Source organism: Streptomyces saintjeani, from assembly GCF_055409605.1.
Map to the genome: position 1 here is coordinate 2,402,117 of NZ_CP189624.1, position 15,545 is coordinate 2,417,661.

At 70.8% G+C, this 15,545-nt stretch carries 11 protein-coding genes; 3 read left to right on the forward strand and 8 right to left on the reverse strand.

The window, feature by feature from the left end:
- The first annotated feature begins 123 nt into the window (after positions 1-123).
- Positions 124-1,296 carry a serine hydrolase domain-containing protein gene (locus ACQCO7_RS10705; RefSeq protein ID WP_464071600.1) on the forward strand — a complete coding sequence of 391 codons (1,173 nt, stop codon included), beginning with the start codon at positions 124-126 and terminating at the stop codon, positions 1,294-1,296.
- Positions 1,297-1,301: 5 nt separating this feature from the next.
- Here ACQCO7_RS10705 and pyk read toward each other — a convergent pair whose 3' ends face one another.
- Together pyk and ACQCO7_RS10715 are read right to left on the reverse strand one after the other, a co-directional pair.
- A complete protein-coding gene (gene pyk, locus ACQCO7_RS10710; protein WP_464071601.1) occupies positions 1,302-2,738 on the reverse strand; it encodes a pyruvate kinase in 1,437 nt (478 codons plus the stop codon).
- A 134-nt stretch (positions 2,739-2,872) separates the two neighbouring features.
- Positions 2,873-3,544, reverse strand: coding sequence for an SIMPL domain-containing protein (locus tag ACQCO7_RS10715; protein ID WP_464071602.1), 672 nt, complete (start codon positions 3,542-3,544; stop codon positions 2,873-2,875).
- A gap of 131 nt (positions 3,545-3,675) precedes the next feature.
- On the opposite strand from ACQCO7_RS10715, the gene ACQCO7_RS10720 reads away from it, so the two are divergent.
- Positions 3,676-5,472, forward strand: a complete 1,797-nt coding sequence (locus ACQCO7_RS10720) for a bifunctional metallophosphatase/5'-nucleotidase (protein ID WP_464071603.1) — start codon at positions 3,676-3,678, stop codon at positions 5,470-5,472.
- Positions 5,473-5,546: 74 nt separating this feature from the next.
- Here ACQCO7_RS10720 and ACQCO7_RS10725 read toward each other — a convergent pair whose 3' ends face one another.
- The 4 genes from ACQCO7_RS10725 to ACQCO7_RS10740 form a co-directional block, all read right to left on the reverse strand.
- Positions 5,547-6,953 (reverse strand): lysine N(6)-hydroxylase/L-ornithine N(5)-oxygenase family protein, encoded by a 1,407-nt coding sequence (locus ACQCO7_RS10725; RefSeq protein WP_464071604.1) that lies wholly within the window; start codon positions 6,951-6,953, stop codon positions 5,547-5,549.
- Complete coding sequence (locus ACQCO7_RS10730) at positions 6,950-8,608, reverse strand: pyridoxal phosphate-dependent decarboxylase family protein (RefSeq protein ID WP_464071605.1); 1,659 nt, start codon at positions 8,606-8,608, stop codon at positions 6,950-6,952. Before ACQCO7_RS10730 ends, ACQCO7_RS10725 begins: the two co-directional genes overlap by 4 nt.
- Positions 8,609-8,744: 136 nt before the next feature.
- Positions 8,745-11,216: an aminopeptidase N gene (gene pepN / locus ACQCO7_RS10735; RefSeq protein ID WP_464071606.1), complete on the reverse strand. Its 2,472-nt coding sequence runs from the start codon at positions 11,214-11,216 to the stop codon at positions 8,745-8,747.
- A 115-nt stretch (positions 11,217-11,331) separates the two neighbouring features.
- Positions 11,332-11,649 carry a chorismate mutase gene (locus ACQCO7_RS10740; RefSeq protein WP_464071607.1) on the reverse strand — a complete coding sequence of 106 codons (318 nt, stop codon included), beginning with the start codon at positions 11,647-11,649 and terminating at the stop codon, positions 11,332-11,334.
- Positions 11,650-11,744: 95 nt separating this feature from the next.
- On the opposite strand from ACQCO7_RS10740, the gene ACQCO7_RS10745 reads away from it, so the two are divergent.
- Positions 11,745-12,617, forward strand: coding sequence for a hypothetical protein (locus tag ACQCO7_RS10745; RefSeq protein WP_464071608.1), 873 nt, complete (start codon positions 11,745-11,747; stop codon positions 12,615-12,617).
- A gap of 21 nt (positions 12,618-12,638) precedes the next feature.
- Here ACQCO7_RS10745 and ACQCO7_RS10750 read toward each other — a convergent pair whose 3' ends face one another.
- Entirely contained in the window at positions 12,639-13,796 is a 1,158-nt protein-coding gene (locus tag ACQCO7_RS10750; RefSeq protein ID WP_464071609.1) for an acetyl-CoA C-acetyltransferase, read from the reverse strand.
- 80 nt (positions 13,797-13,876) lie between these two features.
- On the reverse strand, positions 13,877-15,490 hold the full coding sequence (qcrB, locus tag ACQCO7_RS10755; RefSeq protein ID WP_464071610.1) for a cytochrome bc1 complex cytochrome b subunit: 1,614 nt from the start codon (positions 15,488-15,490) through the stop codon (positions 13,877-13,879).
- Between the last annotated feature and the right edge of the window lie 55 nt (positions 15,491-15,545).

Here is a 15,545-nt window from a genome sequence, read left to right on the forward strand (position 1 = left end):
TCGCCGTTGTCGCCCCAGGGGGAGCAGATCGCCGAAAACCGTGTTCCGTCAGGGTGGGGTAAGGGTTCGTTCCCGGGGTGAACCCCGATGTCTGGGGAGCTGGGCGCTGGCAGGGTGGAGGGCATGGTCTCAACTCGTATGTCACGCCGGTCCGTTGCGGGGTTCGCTGTGTCGGGGGTGGGCACGTTGGCTGCAACCTCCGTGATGCCTGCGCATCGCGCCTTCGCCTCTGCCGCGTCGTTCCCGCCGTTGGATCCCGTCGCTCTGCGGGCGGCGATCGAGGATCTGGAGCATCCGGCGTCGACGGCGGCCCAGTTGTGTGTGGGTGGTACGGCCGGCCGCTGGAGCGGTGCCGCCGGGGTGGCCGACATCCGGACGCGGCGTCCGGTGACCGCGTACGACAAGGTCCGGATCGGCAGTGTCACCAAGGTCTTTGTCGCCACCGTGGTGCTGCAGTTGGTGGCCGAGGGCCGGGTCTCTCTGGACGCGGCGGTGCGGCAGGTGCTGCCGGGGCTGCTGCCGGACCGGTTCGGGGCTGTCACGGTGGCGCAGCTGCTGAACCACACCAGCGGGCTGCCCGACCACGTCGGCATCCCGGACCCGAAGTCCGCCGAGGACGTCTTCCGGCACCGCTTCGACCACTGGACGCCGCGCGAGTGGGTGGCGACGGCGACGCACGGCCCGCTGAAGTTCGCCCCGGGCTCCCGGCAGGAGTACCGGGGCGTCAATTACGTACTGGCCGCGCTGATCGTCGAGAAGGTGACCGGCCGCTCGTACGGCGAGGCGGTGGCGGCCCGCATCCTGCGTCCGCTGGGCCTGACTCGTACCGTCGTGCCCGGGAACGACCCGCGCGTCCACGGCCCGCATGTGCACGGCTATCTGCGCATGGCCGACGGCGACCTGCGGGACATCACCACGTACGACCAGTCGTCCAGCCGGGGGGAGGGCGACATGATCTCCACCACGGGCGATCTCGACCGGATGCTCACCGCCCTGTTCTCGGGCGAGCTGCTCCCGCCCGAGTTGCTCCGGCTGATGTTCACCCTGCCGCCGGACGACGTGCTGATGCTGGACGGCTCCCCGGCCCGCTACAGCACCGGACTTCAGCGGGCCACCGTCAACGGCGTCACCCTCTGGGGCAAGACCGGAGAGACGTACGGCTACAAGAACGCCGCGTTCTCCAGCCGTGACCAGCAGCGCCGCTTCGTCCTCGCATACCACCCGACGACCTCCCGGAACGGCGACGAGAGCCAACTGATCGCCCGGGTGGCCGACCTCCTCACCCGCGCGGCCTGAAACCTCTACTGGGGGCTGTCGTCCTCGCCGATGTGGTGGACGCGGACCATGTTCGTCGCCCCCGACACCCCGGGCGGTGAGCCCGCCGTGATGACCACGACGTCGCCCTTCTGGCAGAGGCCGTGCTTCAGGAGGAGTTCGTCGACCTGTTCGACCATCGCGTCGGTGGAGTCGACCCACGGGCCGAGCAGCGTCTCCACGCCCCAGCTCACGCTCAGCTGGGCCCGCGTGGAGGGCACCGGCGTGAACGCCAGGACCGGGATCGGGGAGCGGTAGCGGGAGAGGCGGCGGACCGTGTCGCCGGTCTGCGTGAAGGCGACCAGGTACCTGGCGCCCAGGAAGTCGCCGATCTCCGCAGCCGCTCGGGCCACCGCGCCTCCCTGGGTGCGGGGTTTGTTGTGGTCCGTCAGGGGCGGGAGCCCCTTCGCGAGGATGTCCTCCTCCGCCGCCTCGACGATCTTCGCCATCGTGCGGACCGTCTCGATGGGGTACTTGCCGACGCTGGTCTCGCCGGAGAGCATCACGGCGTCGGTGCCGTCGATGACGGCGTTCGCCACGTCCGACGCCTCCGCGCGCGTCGGACGCGAGTTCTCGATCATCGAGTCGAGCATCTGGGTCGCGACGATGACCGGCTTGGCGTTGCGCCTGGCGAGTTCGACGGCGCGCTTCTGGACGAGCGGGACCTGTTCCAGGGGCATCTCGACGCCCAGGTCCCCGCGCGCGACCATGATCCCGTCGAACGCGGCGACGATGTCCTCGATGGCGTCGACGGCCTGGGGTTTCTCGACCTTGGCGATGACGGGGAGGCGGCGCTGTTCCTCGTCCATGATGCGGTGGACGTCGTCGATGTCCTTGCCGCTGCGGACGAAGGAGAGGGCGATGATGTCGGCGCCGTGGCGCAGCGCCCAGCGGAGGTCGGCCTCGTCCTTGTCGGAGAGCGCGGGGACGGAGACGGCGACGCCGGGGAGGTTGAGGCCCTTGTGGTCGGAGACCATGCCGCCTTCGACGACGGTGGTGTGGACGCGGGGTCCGTCGACGGAGGTCACTTCGAGGCAGACCTTGCCGTCGTCGACGAGGACGCGTTCACCGGGAGTGACGTCGGCGGCGAGTCCGGCGTAGGTCGTACCGCAGGAGCGGCCGTCGCCCTGGGCGCCCTCCTCGACGGTGATCGTGAAGGTGTCGCCGCGTTCCAGGAGGACGGGTCCTTCGGTGAACGTGCCGAGGCGGATCTTGGGTCCCTGGAGGTCGGCGAGGATGCCGACGCCCCGCCCGCTCTCCTCGGCGGCCTTGCGGACGCGGTGGAGCCGGTCCTCGTGCTCCGCGTGGCTGCCGTGGCTGAGGTTGAGGCGGGCGATGTCCATTCCGGCGTCGACCAGGGCCTTGATCTGGTCGTACGAGTCGGTGGCGGGCCCCAGGGTGCAGACGATCTTCGCTCGGCGCATGGTCCGAGCCTAGGCCCTACCGCCGGGTAGGCCATTGGCCGCGGATGACTACTCAACAACCTTTGCGTGAAGGGTTATTGACAAGGCGCGAAGTGTGCGCATGGCCGCTCCGATGAGCGTATTTCATGCGTCTTTCATGCGTCGAGGGCGGGCGGGTGGAGGGTGAAGCGGGCGACGACGGCGGCCTCGACCCAGAGCTGGGGCAGTTCGAGGTCGAGGGGCGCGGGTTCCCCGAGGGACACGCTCCGTGTCCGTTGCGCGAAGGCGGCCTCGGCGCGGGGGCGTGCCGCGCGCCCCCCTTCGTCGGAGAGTTCGAGGAGCGCGGCGAGGGTGGTGCCGAGGGCGTCGGCGTACTCGCGGGCGCGTCGGACGGCTTCGCGGACGGCGGCGCGGCGGACCTCGCCGGGGACGGGTGAGTCGTGCCGCAGTTCCCAGGAGGGGCCTTCCACGGAGATGAGGTCGAGCCCGGCGAGGCGGGTGACGAGTTCGCCGAGGGCGGTGAAGTCGGTGACGCGGACGCCGATGTGGACGCGTCCCTGGTAGCCCATGACCTGGCCCCGGTCGTCGAGGACGAAGGCGGGGGCGACGGAGAGGCCGCCGGTGGAGACGCGTTCGACGGCGTCGCCGTAGGAGGCGACGAGGTCGAGGGCGAGGGTGTTGGCGCGGGTGAGGTCGTCGAGGACCTGCCGCCGGTCGGGTCCTTCGGCGCCGACGGTCACGCCGACTCGTGCGACCTCGGGGTCCGTCTCGATGCCCGCCTCGCCCCGGACCGTCAGCAGCGGTGCCTCAGCGGTGCCGTTCGTCATACGGCACACTCTCGCATGTCCGGCCGACCCCGTCAGGTCACCTGATCGCAACCTTCCGGACCTGTTGCCGAGGGTCGTGGACGGGTCAGAATCTACGCGCGTCGTTGACGATTCCCCGAGGAGTGCGAGATATGCCTTTGAACCGCCGGAAGTTTCTGAAGAAGTCCGCCGTGACCGGGGCGGGGGTGGCGATCGCGGGTGCGGCGGCGGCTCCGGCGCAGGCCGCGCCGGAGAGGACCCCGGCGAAGAAGCGGTACTCGCTGACCGTCATGGGCACCACCGACCTGCACGGTCACGTCTTCAACTGGGACTACTTCAAGGACGCGGAGTACAAGGACGCGGCCGGCAACGCCCAGGGCCTGGCCCGGATCTCGACGCTGGTGAACCAGCTGCGCGCGGAGAAGGGCCGCCACAACACGCTCCTGATCGACGCGGGCGACACGATCCAGGGCACCCCGCTGACGTACTACTACGCGAAGGTGGACCCGATCACCGCCAAGGGCGGCCCGGTGCACCCGATGGCGCAGGCGATGAACGCGATCGGGTACGACGCGGCGGCGCTCGGCAACCACGAGTTCAACTACGGCATCGAGACGCTGCGCACGTTCGAGTCGCAGCTGCGTTTCCCGCTGCTGGGCGCGAACGCGGTGGACGCGAAGACGCTGCGGCCCGCGTTCCCGCCGTACGTGATCAAGACGGTGTGCCCGAAGGGGGCGCCGCCGGTGAAGGTGGCGATCCTCGGTCTCACGAACCCGGGCATCGCGATCTGGGACAAGGCGTACGTCCAGGGCAAGCTGGCGTTCCCGGGGCTTGAGGAGCAGGCCGCGAAGTACGTCCCGAAGCTGCGGTCGCTGGGCGCGGACGTCGTGATCGTGTCGGCGCACTCGGGTTCCTCGGGGACGTCGTCGTACGGGGACCAGCTCCCGTACGTGGAGAACGCGGCGGCGAACGTGGCGCGGCTGGTGCCGGGCATCGACGCGATCCTGGTGGGCCACGCGCACGTGGAGATCCCGGAGCTGAAGGTCGTCAACGAGAAGACCGGCAGGACGGTGATCCTGTCGGAGCCGCTGGCGTACGCCGAGCGGCTGTCGGTGTTCGACATCGAGCTGGTCCGGGAGAAGGGCCGCTGGAGCGTCGAGTCGGTCTCGTCGAAGGTGCTGAACTCGAACGCGGTCGCGGACGACCCGAAGATCACGCGGCTGCTGAGCGACGAGCACGCGAAGGTCGTGAAGTACGTCAACCAGGTCGTCGGCACGGCCACGGCGACGCTGACGACGGTCGAGGCGCGGTACAAGGACGCCCCGATCATCGACCTGATCACGAAGGTCCAGGAGGACGTCGTGAAGGCCGCGCTGGCGGGTACGGCGCACGCGTCGCTGCCGGTGATCGCGCAGGCGTCGCCGTTCTCGCGCACCTCGGAGATCCCGGCCGGGAACGTGACGATCCGGGACCTGTCGAGCCTGTACGTGTACGACAACACGCTGGTCGCGAAGTTGCTGACGGGCGCGCAGATCCGGGCGTACCTGGAGTACTCGGCGCAGTACTTCGCGCAGACGGCGCCGGACGCGGTCGTGGACGTGGAGAAGCTGACGAACGCGGGCGGGCGTCCGGACTACAACTACGACTACGTGTCCGGGCTTTCGTACGACATCGACATCGCACAGCCGGCGGGGTCGCGGATCAAGAACCTCAGCTACCAGGGTGCGGCGCTGGACGACGCGCGGCAGTTCGTGTTCGCGGTGAACAACTACCGGGCGAACGGCGGCGGGGCGTTCCCGCACGTGGCGGCGGCGCAGGAGCTGTGGGCGGAGTCGACGGAGATCCGGACGCGGATCGCGGAGTGGGTGACGGCGAAGGGTGTGCTGGACCCGAAGGACTTCGCGTCGGTGGACTGGAAGCTGACGCGGAACGGAACGCCGGTGTTCTAGACCGGAGTTGAGGGGGATTTGAAAAAAAGGGGGGCCGCCGGTGCTGCGGCCCCCCTTACGTCCAGGCTCCTGCGTCAGCGTGGTTCGACGAGTGGGGTGAGGGTGCGTGGCCGGCGGGCGGCCGGTACCCGGGGGTTGGCCTCAAGTCCGAAGGTGGTGAAGGCCGTTCGGCCGGGCAGCTGGTACGTCTCTTTCCGGGTCAGGGAGTTGAGGATGGTGGCGCTGCGCCAGGCGGTGAGGCCGAGGTCGGGGGCGCCGACGCCGTGGGTGTGGCGTTCGGCGTTCTGGACGTAGACGTTGCCGGTGACGACGGGGTCGAGGACGAGGCGGAACTCCTCGTCGATGCGCGGGCGTTCGGCGTTGTCGCGGCGGAGGTAGGGGTCGAGTCCGGCGAGGAGGCGGTCGAGGGGGCGCTCCTGGTAGCCGGTGGCGAGGACGACGGCGTCGGTGGTGAGGCGGGAGCGGGTGCCCTGCTGGACGTGGTCGAGGTGGAGTTCGACCTTGGTGGTCGCGATGCGGCCCGCCGTACGGACCTTGACGCCGGGGGTGAGGACGGTGTCGGGCCAGCCGCCGTGCAGGGTGCGGTCGTACAGCTCGTCGTGGATGTCGGCGAGGGTGCGGGCGTCGATCGCCTTGTGCAAGTGGCCCTGTCTCGCGAGGAGTTCGTCGCGGACGGGTTCGGGGAGGGCGTGGAAGTAGCGGGTGTGGTCGGGGGTGAAGTGTTCGAGGCCGAGCTTGGAGTACTCCATGGGGGCGAAGGCTTCGCTGCGGCCGATCCAGTGGAGGCGTTCGCGGCCCTTGGGGCGGTTGCGCAGCAGGTCGAGGAAGATCTCGGCGCCGGACTGTCCGGTGCCGACGACGGTGACGTGGCCTGCGGCGAGGAACGCGGCGCGGTGGTCGAGGTAGTCGGCGGCGTGGACGACGGGGACGCCGGTCGCGTCGACGAGGGGGCGCAGGACGTCGGGGATGTGGGGTTCGGTGCCGACGCCGAGGGCGACGTTCTTCGTGTACGTGCGGCCGAGGGCCTCGGCCTCTCCTTCGGCGTCGAGCTGGGTGAAGTCGACCTCGAACAGGGCGCGTTCGGGGTTCCAGCGGACGGCGTCGACCTGGTGGCGGAAGTGGAGTCCGGGGAGGTTCCCGGCGACCCAGCGGCAGTAGGCGTCGTACTCGGCGCGCTGCATGTGGGAGCGCTCGGCGAAGTAGAAGGGGAAGAGGCGGTCGCGGGTCTTGAGGTAGTTGAGGAACGTCCAGGGGCTGGCGGGGTCGGCGAGGGTCACCAGGTCGGCCAGGAAGGGTACTTGGACGCGGGCGCCGTCGATGAGGAGGCCGGGGTGCCAGTCGAAGCCGGGGCGCTGCTCGTAGAAGACGGCGTCGAGTCCGGTGAGGGGCTGGGCGAGGGCGGCGAGGGAGAGGTTGACGGGGCCGATGCCGATCCCGACGAGGTCGCGCGGGGTGTCGGGGGGTGTGGGGGCGTCGGTCATGTGGGGGTGGTTCCTTCCACGAGGTCCAAGAGGCGGTCGAGGTCGGCCGGCCTGGTGTGGGGGTTGAGGAGGGTGGCCTTCAGCCAGAGCCGTCCGTCGCCGGTGCGGGCCCTGCCGAGGACGGCGGTGCCCTGTTCCAGGAGGGTGCGGCGGACGGCGGCCACGTCCGCTCCGGCGGGGCGGAACAGGACGGTGCTGATGACCGGGCGGGCGTGCAGCTCGAAGCGGGGGTGTTCTTCGACGCGGTCCGCGAACCGGCGTGCCAGGTCGCAGACTTGGTCGACGAGTTCGGCGAGTCCGGTCCGGCCGAGGGTCTTCAGGGTGACGGCGATCTTCAGGGCGTCCGGTCTGCGGGTGGTGCGCAGGGAGCGGCCGAGGAGGTCGGGGAGGCCGGCTTCGGTGTCGTCGTCCGCGTTGAGGTAGTCGGCCCGGTGGTGCAGGACGTCGAGGTCCTTGCTGTCGCGTACGGCGAGGAGGCCCGCCGCGACCGGCTGCCAGCCGATCTTGTGCAGGTCGAGGGTGACGGTGTGGGCGGCCCGTATCCCGGCGAGCTTGCCCCGGTGCCGGGCGCTGAACAGCAGGCCGCCGCCGTACGCCGCGTCCACGTGCAGCCGGGCGCCGCGTGCCGCGCAGCGGACGGCGATCTCGGGGAGCGGGTCGATCAGCCCGGCGTCGGTGGTGCCCGCGGTGGCGGCGACGAGAACGGGGCCGGTGAGACGGTCGAGAGCCTCGCCGAGGGCCGCGGGATCGAGGACGCCGGCGGGGGTGGGGACGACGAGGGGTTCGGGGAGCCCGAGAAGCCAGGCGGCACGGGGGAGGGAGTGGTGGGCGTTGGCGCCGCAGAGAAGCTGGAGGGAGGCGCCGTGGGCTTCACGGGCGAGGAGGAGGGCGAGGTGGTTGGACTCGGTACCGCCGGTGGTGACGAGGGCGTCGGGGGTGGCGGCACCGAGAGCTGCCTCGCGCCCCGACGCACCGGCCACGAGCGCCGAGGTTCCGGCGACGCCGGACGCGAGGGCCGCTTCGGCCTCGGCAACACCGGGCACGGCCTCGACCCCGGCACCACCAAACACCCCGGCCACCCCAGCCCCGGAAACACCAGGCACAGCCTCGGTTCCGGCAGCACCGAACACCCGAGCCACCCCGGCCCCGGCAACACCAGACCCAGCCTCAACCCCGGCAGCGCCGCGCGCGAGGACCACACCGGCACCGAGGCCCGCCCCGGCCCCGGCACCTTCGGCGCCCATCCCCCCATACACCTCCCCCGCCAGCACCCCCACCACCAGCGCCTCCAGCTCCGAAGCCGCCGGTGCCTGGTCCCACGAGTCCAGGGAAGGGTTCAGTGTCGACGCCGCCAGGTCCGCCGCCACGGGGAGCGCCAGTGGTGGGCAGTGGAGGTGGGCCGCGCAGAGGGGGTCGGCGGGGTCGGCGGAGCCCTCCGCCAGTGTGCGGACGATCGTGGTCAGGGCCTCCGGGTCGCCCTGTTCCGGCAGCAGGTCGCCCACCGCGTCCCGGACCCGCGTCGCCACCGCCTCCGGCCCGCCCGCCGGGAGGGGGCCGCCCCTCCCCCGTGCCCCCTCGGCGAGCGCGTCGAGGACGGTCGCCAGCAGGGGGGTCAGCGTGTCGTGGGGACCCGAGGCGAGGGGTGGCAGGCTCATGCGGGGGTCCTTCCGGGGGCGGGGGGCTCCAGCATGTCCCGCTGGAGGCCCCCGGAACCGGAAACCCGGGCGATCAGACCCGAAAGTGGTACTCGCGCCCGGAGAAAATCTGCTTCTACGATCCGGGCCCCGTCCCTCAGATGCCGCGCGCCTTCAACACCCTCCCCAGATCGTCGAGTTGGTCCGCGAGCTTGCGCCGCAGCGCGGGCGTCGGCCCGGCGTCCGCGAGGCACGCCTCGCCGAGGCGCAGGTTCTCGGTGTCGACGGCGTGCACGGGGAACGCCCACTTGCCGATGACGGCGGCGATGGCGGGCCCCCGGCGTTCGGCGACGGGTACGGCGTCGGCGTAGAAGCGGGCGACGTACGGCCGGAGCAGCTCGGCCTGTTCGGGCTGCCAGAAGCCCTGCGCGGTGGCGGTGAACAGGTAGTTGGAGAGGTCGTCGGAGGAGAACATGGCGTCCCAGGCGCGCGCCTTGGCGTCGGCGTCGGGCAGCGCGGCCCGGCAGCGCGCGGCGCCCTCCTGCCCGGTCGCGGACGGGTCGCGCGCCAACTCCCCGGCGACAGCGGCCTCGTCGGTGGCCCCGAGCACCGCGAGCCGCCCGAGGATCCGCCACCGCAGGTCGGGATCCAGCTCGGGCCCACCCGGCACGGTCCCGTCGGCGAGCCACGCGGCGATGGTGTCGGGATGCTGCGCGACGTCGATGAAGTGCCGCACGGCGATGAGCCGCAGCCCCGGACTGTCCCCGTCCTCGGTGCGCCGGACTATGTCCTTGCACAGCAGGCACAGCGAGGTCAGCGCACCCGGCCGCTCCTGCGGCGTGAGGTAGCGCCCCGCCAGCTCCGTGGTCGCGAAGGCGAGTACGGCCTCGGTGAGGGCGAGGTCGGTCTCGCGGGGCAGGTGGGTGCGGGCGGTCTCCAGGTAGGCGGCGGCGGGGAGTTCACCGTCCCGGACGGCGTCGCGCAGCGCGTTCCAGACGACGGCCCGCGTCAACGGGTCGGGGAGGGCGGCGAGTTGCCTGCGGACGGTGTCGGCGGAGTCGGCGTCGAAGCGGACCTTGGCGTAGCTGAGGTCGCCGTCGTTGAGGAGCAGCAGCGCGGGTTTCTTGCCGAGGTCGTGGGGTGCGCTCTGCGGGACGTCGAGGTGAACTGCCGGCCGGGGTACGAGAGTTCCCGCGTCCTCGTCGTACAGGCCGACGGCGATGCGGTGGGGGCGGGTGCCGGCGCGCTCGACGGTGAGGGTGCGCTCGGCGCCGGTGCCGGCGACGACGGGGGTGAGGGTGTCGACGCCGGTGGTGCGCAGCCACGCGTCGGCCCAGGCGTGGACGTCGCGGTCGGTGGCGGAGGCGAGGTTGTCGATGAAGTCGGCGAGGGTGGCGTTGCCGAACTTGTGCCGGGTGAAGTGGGTGTTGATGCCGGCGAGGAAGTCGTCCTCGCCGAGCCAGGTCACCAGCTGGCGGAGCGCGGAGGCGCCCTTGGCGTAGGAGATGCCGTCGAAGTTGAGGAGGGCGGAGGCGGTGTCGGGGACGGCGTCGGGGGCGACCGGGTGGGTGGTGGGGCGCTGGTCGGCGTCGTAGCCCCATGCCTTGCGGGAGACGCCGAACTCGGTCCAGGGGCCGGTGAACCGGGTCGCCTCGGCGGTGGTGCGGTAGCCCATGTACTCGGCGAAGGACTCGTTCAGCCAGATGTCGTCCCACCAGCGCAGGGTGACGAGGTTGCCGAACCACATGTGGGCCATCTCGTGGGCGACGACCATGGCGCGGGTCTGGCGCTCGGTCTCCGTGACGGCCGAGCGGTACACGAACTCGTCGCGGAAGGTGACCAGTCCGGGATTCTCCATCGCGCCGGCGTTGAACTCGGGGACGAACGCCTGGTCGTAGGAGTCGAAGGGGTAGGGCTCGGTGAACTGCTCGTGGTAGCGGTCGTAGCACTGGCGGGTGATCTCGAAGAGTTCGTCCGCGTCCGTGTCCAGGTGTGCGGCGAGGGAGCGGCGGCAGTGCAGGCCGAAGGGGAGGCCCTGGTGTTCGGTGCGTACGGAGTGCCAGGGGCCCGCGGCGACCGCCATGAGGTACGTCGAGATGGGCGGGGTCGTCGCGGCGCGCCAGCGGCCCTCGCCGAGGTGTTCGGTGACGCCGTTCGCGAGGACGGTCCAGCCTTCGGGGGCCTTGACCGTGACGTCGAACACCGCCTTCAGGTCGGGCTGGTCGAACGCGGCGTAGATCCGCTGGACGTCGTCGAGGAACAGTTGCGTGTAGACGTACGTCTCGCCGTCCGCCGGGTCGGTGAAGCGGTGCATGCCCTCGCCGGTGCGGGAGTAGCGCATGCTCGCCTCGACGCGCAGTTCGTGCTCGCCCTCCTTGAGCTTCTTCAGCGGGTACCGGTTCCCTTTGAGCTTCCCGGTGTCCAGGGCCTTGCCGTCGAGGGTGACGGCCCTCAGCTCGGCCGGCTTCAGCTCGACGAAGGTGTCCGCCCCCGCGCGCGCGGCAAAACGAATGACTGTGAGGGACTCGAACGTCTCATCTCCGGTCGTCAGGTCAAGGTCGACTGCATAACTGCGAACATCAAGGAGTTCGGCACGGCTCAGCGCTTCGTCGCGCGTCAGTACGGACATGCGCCCATGCTGCCCGATCCGGGGTACGGGGCACAGAGGCGGATCGGTACGCGGCGTTCGGGGGGCTTTGCGCCGGGGGTGACCCGGGGCCGCGCCCCCACGCGCCGCCGCGCTCTCAGGCGCCCGCGTCCTCCGCGATCCGTTCGTGGTGGCGGATCACCTCGGCGACGATGAAGTTGAGGAACTTCTCGGCGAAGGCGGGGTCGAGTCTGGCGCTCTCGGCGAGGCCCCGCAGCCTTTTGATCTGGCGGGCCTCGCGGGCCGGGTCGGCCGCCGGGAGGTGGTGGCGGGCCTTGAGGTAGCCGACCTGTTGCGTGGCCTTGAAGCGTTCCGCGAGCATGTGGATGACGGCGGCGTCGATGTTGTCGATGCTGTCGCGCAGGCGCGTCAGCTCGTCCTGGACCTCGGGGTCGACGGTGTTGCTGGTGGTCATGGACATTCACCCTAATCCGTCCCGCGCGGGAGGGCCCGGGGTGTCCAGCACTCGTACAGTAAGAAGAGAGTGCACGGCGTCGGAGGGGGTGCGGCGTGGCGGACGGCGGGCCGGTCGAGCACGGTTTCCCGCACCTGGAGACGGTGCGGTCGGCGGTGACGGCGCTGTACCGGCGCCTGTCGTACGACACGGTGTGCGCGTTCGGGGCGAGCGTGCCGCCGGTGGACGTGGCGTTCGCGGACGCCGACGACCTGCATCTGGGCGCGCAGCGCGTCGCGCGGGAGCTGATCCGGCACTACCGCCTCCCGGACGCCCGTCTGATCGTCGGCTTCCGCGAGATGGAGCACGCGGCGAACATCGAGCTGACGGCGGGCCCGGAGTACTTCGTCGAGCTGAACGACCGCTTCCGCACGCACCGCGAGGACATCGGCGCGGCCCTGGCGCACGAGATCATGCACGTGTACCTGCACCGCCTGGACCTGAGCTTCCCCGGCACGCGGGACAACGAGATCCTGACGGACACGGCGGCCACCTACCTCGGCGCGGGCTGGCTCCTGCTGGACGCGTACCGCGAGCACGGCGAGGCGTCCCAGAAGCTCGGCTACCTCACGCCGGAGGAGTTCGGGTACGTCCTCGCCAAGCGCTCCCTGTTCTTCGGCGAGGACCCGCGTACGTGGTTCACGAGCCCGCAGGCGTACACGGCGTACGAGGTGGGTCTGGCCCGTGCCCTCCTCGACGGGCGCCAGCCTCCGCTGACGGCGGCGGGCTGGGCGGGGCGGCGCCGGTACGCCCGCGACCGGCGGCAGGCCCGCACGGCGCCGGACACGCCGTACGCGTTCTCGCCGGGCGCACCGCCGCGGGTGAGCTTCCCGTGCCCGACGTGCCATCAGCGGATCAGGGTGCCGGTGAAGGGGAAGGTGCGGGCGCGGTGCGGGCTGTGCCGTACGGTCCTGGAGTGCGATACGTGAGTCCCGGTGTACGCCGGTGAGTTACAGGCGCTCGACGATCGTCACGTTGGCCTGTCCCCCGCCCTCGCACATGGTCTGCAACCCGAACCGCCCCTGAACGCGCTCCAGTTCGTGCAGCAGCGTCGTCATGAGCCGTGCCCCGGTGGCGCCCAGCGGATGCCCGAGGGCGATCGCGCCGCCGTTGACGTTCACCTTCTCCGGGTCGGCGCCGGTCTCCTCGATCCATGCCAGCACCACGGGCGCGAACGCCTCGTTGATCTCGACGAGGTCGATCTCGTCGAGCCGCAGCCCGGTCTTCTTCAGCGCGTGCGCGGTCGCCGGGATCGGCGCGGTGAGCATCCTGATCGGGTCCTCGCCGCGTACGGAGAGGTGGTGGACGCGGGCGCGTGGCGTCAACCCGTGTTCCTGGACGGCCCGTTCGGACGCGATGAGCAACGCGGCGGCCCCGTCGGAGACTTGGGACGAGCACGCGGCGGTGACGGTCCCGCCGTCGATGACGGGCTTGAGCGCGGCCATCTTCGCCGGTGAGGTGTCCCGCCGGGGGCCCTCGTCGGCGTCGACTCCCGTGCAGGGCACGGTCTCCCGCGCGAACCGCCCCTCGTCGATGGCGCGTACGGCCCGCCGGTGCGAGGTGAGCGCGAACTCCTCCTGCGCCTCCCGGCTGATCCCCCACTTCGCGGCGATCATCTCCGCCCCCGCGAACTGGTTCACCGGCCGGTTCCCGTACCGCTGCCGCCACCCCTCGCTCCCCGCGAACGGCCCCTCGGTGAAGCCGAGTCCGACGGCCGCCTGCCGGGTGGCGTAGGCGATGGGGATCTGCGTCATGTTCTGGACGCCGCCGGCGACGACGAGATCCTGCGTCCCGGACATGACGGCCTGCGCGGCGAAGTGCAGGGCCTGCTGGGAGGACCCGCACTGCCGGTCGACGGTGACGCCGGGCACCTCCTCGGGGAGCCCGGCGGCGAGCCAGGCGGTCCGGGCGATGTCCCCGGCCTGCGGTCCGACGGCGTCCAGGCAGCCGAAGACGACGTCCTCGACGGCGGCGGGGTCGATGCCGGCCCGGCGTACCAGCTCCTTCAGGACGTGCGCCCCGAGATCCGCCGGGTGGACACCGCCGAGCCCTCCCTTCCGCTTCCCGATCGGTGTGCGGACCGCTTCGACGATGTATGCCTCGGCCATGGCGACTCCCTGGGAACTTCCCTGCGTGGGGCGGGCGCTGGCACCATACCCACCAAGCGCTTGCTAGGGAAGAGCCGTGCTCAGTGGCCTCGCGTCAGCTCCTTGTACTCCTTCACCGTCGGTTTCGCGATCTGCGTGCCCGGGCCGAACATCGCCCTCGCGAGCCGCTCCCGCACCCGCTGCACCACGGTCACCTGCCGCCGGACCCCGTTCGCGTCGACGCGCGCGCCGATCTCGTACGGCGCCGGCTGGTCGTGCTGGGTGAGGGTGTGCAACTGGGCCTGGGTGAGGGGCTGGTGGACCTCGACGTACTCGCCGTGCGGGAGGAGTCTGATCATGCCGGTCTCCAGGCCGTGCAGCACCTTGTCCCGGTCGTGGCGCTGGAGGCCGAGGCAGACGCGTTTCGTGACGACGAAGGCGAGGACGGGGATCACGAAGACTCCGACGCGGACGAACCAGGTGATCGAGTTGATCGACAGGTGGAGGTGCGTGGCGACGATGTCGTTGCCGCCGCCGATCAGCAGGACGCCGTACAGACTCAGCCAGGCGACACCGAGTCCCGTACGGACGGGGACGTTCCGGGGCCGGTCGAGGAGGTGGTGCTCCCGTTTGTCGCCGGTGATCCACGCCTCGACGAACGGGTAGACGCCCAGCGCCACGAGGATCAGCGGGAACAGCGTGAACGGGATGAACACGCCCAACTGGAGGGTGTGGCCCCAGCCGTTGATCTCCCACGCCGGCATGACGCGGATCAGTCCCTCCGAGAACCCGAGGTACCAGTCCGGCTGCGCGCCGGTCGTCACGAGGTCCGGGCGGTAGGGGCCGAACGCCCACACCGGGTTGATCGTCGCGATGCCGCCCATCAGGGCGAGCACCCCGAACACCAGGAAGAAGAAGCCGCCCGCCTTCGCCATGTACACCGGCATGAAGGGCATCCCGACCACGGACTTCTGGTCCTTGCCCGGGCCCGGGTACTGCGTGTGCTTGTGGTAGAAGACCAGGATCAGGTGCGCGACGACCAGTCCCAGCATGATGCCGGGCAGCAGCAGGACGTGGATCGGATAGAGGCGCGAGATGAAGTCGACGCCGGGCCACTCGCCGCCGAACAGGAAGAACGAGATGTACGTCCCGACGACCGGGATGGCCAGGATCGCCCCGTCCGCGAACCGCAGTCCGGTGCCGGACAGCAGGTCGTCCGGGAGCGAGTATCCCGTCAGCCCGGTCATGATCCCCAGGAACAACAGGGTCCACCCGAAGACCCAGTTCAGCTCGCGCGGCTTCCTGAACGCGCCCGTGAAGAACACCCGCATCATGTGGACGAGCATCCCGGCGACGAACACCAGCGCCGCCCAGTGGTGGATCTGCCGGATCAGCAGCCCGCCGCGTACGTCGAAGCTGATGTCCAGCGTCGACTCGTACGCCTGGGTCATGCTCACCCCGTTGAGGGGGGTGTACGTGCCGTTGTAGATCACCTCGGAGCTGCTGGGGTCGAAGAACAGCGTCAGATAGACCCCGGTCAGGATCAGCACGATGAAGCTGTAGAGGCAGATCTCCCCCAGCATGAACGACCAGTGGTCCGGGAACACCTTGCGCAGATTGGCCTTGGCCAGCCCGTATATCCCGAGCCGCCCGTCCGCCCAGTCGGCGAAAGCCTCGCCCTTGCCCTTGCTGTCCGTGCGCACCCCGTCAGCCATGGACCACAGGGTGGCACGAGCCGGGAGCTACGCCAACAGGGCGATCGGAGAAGGA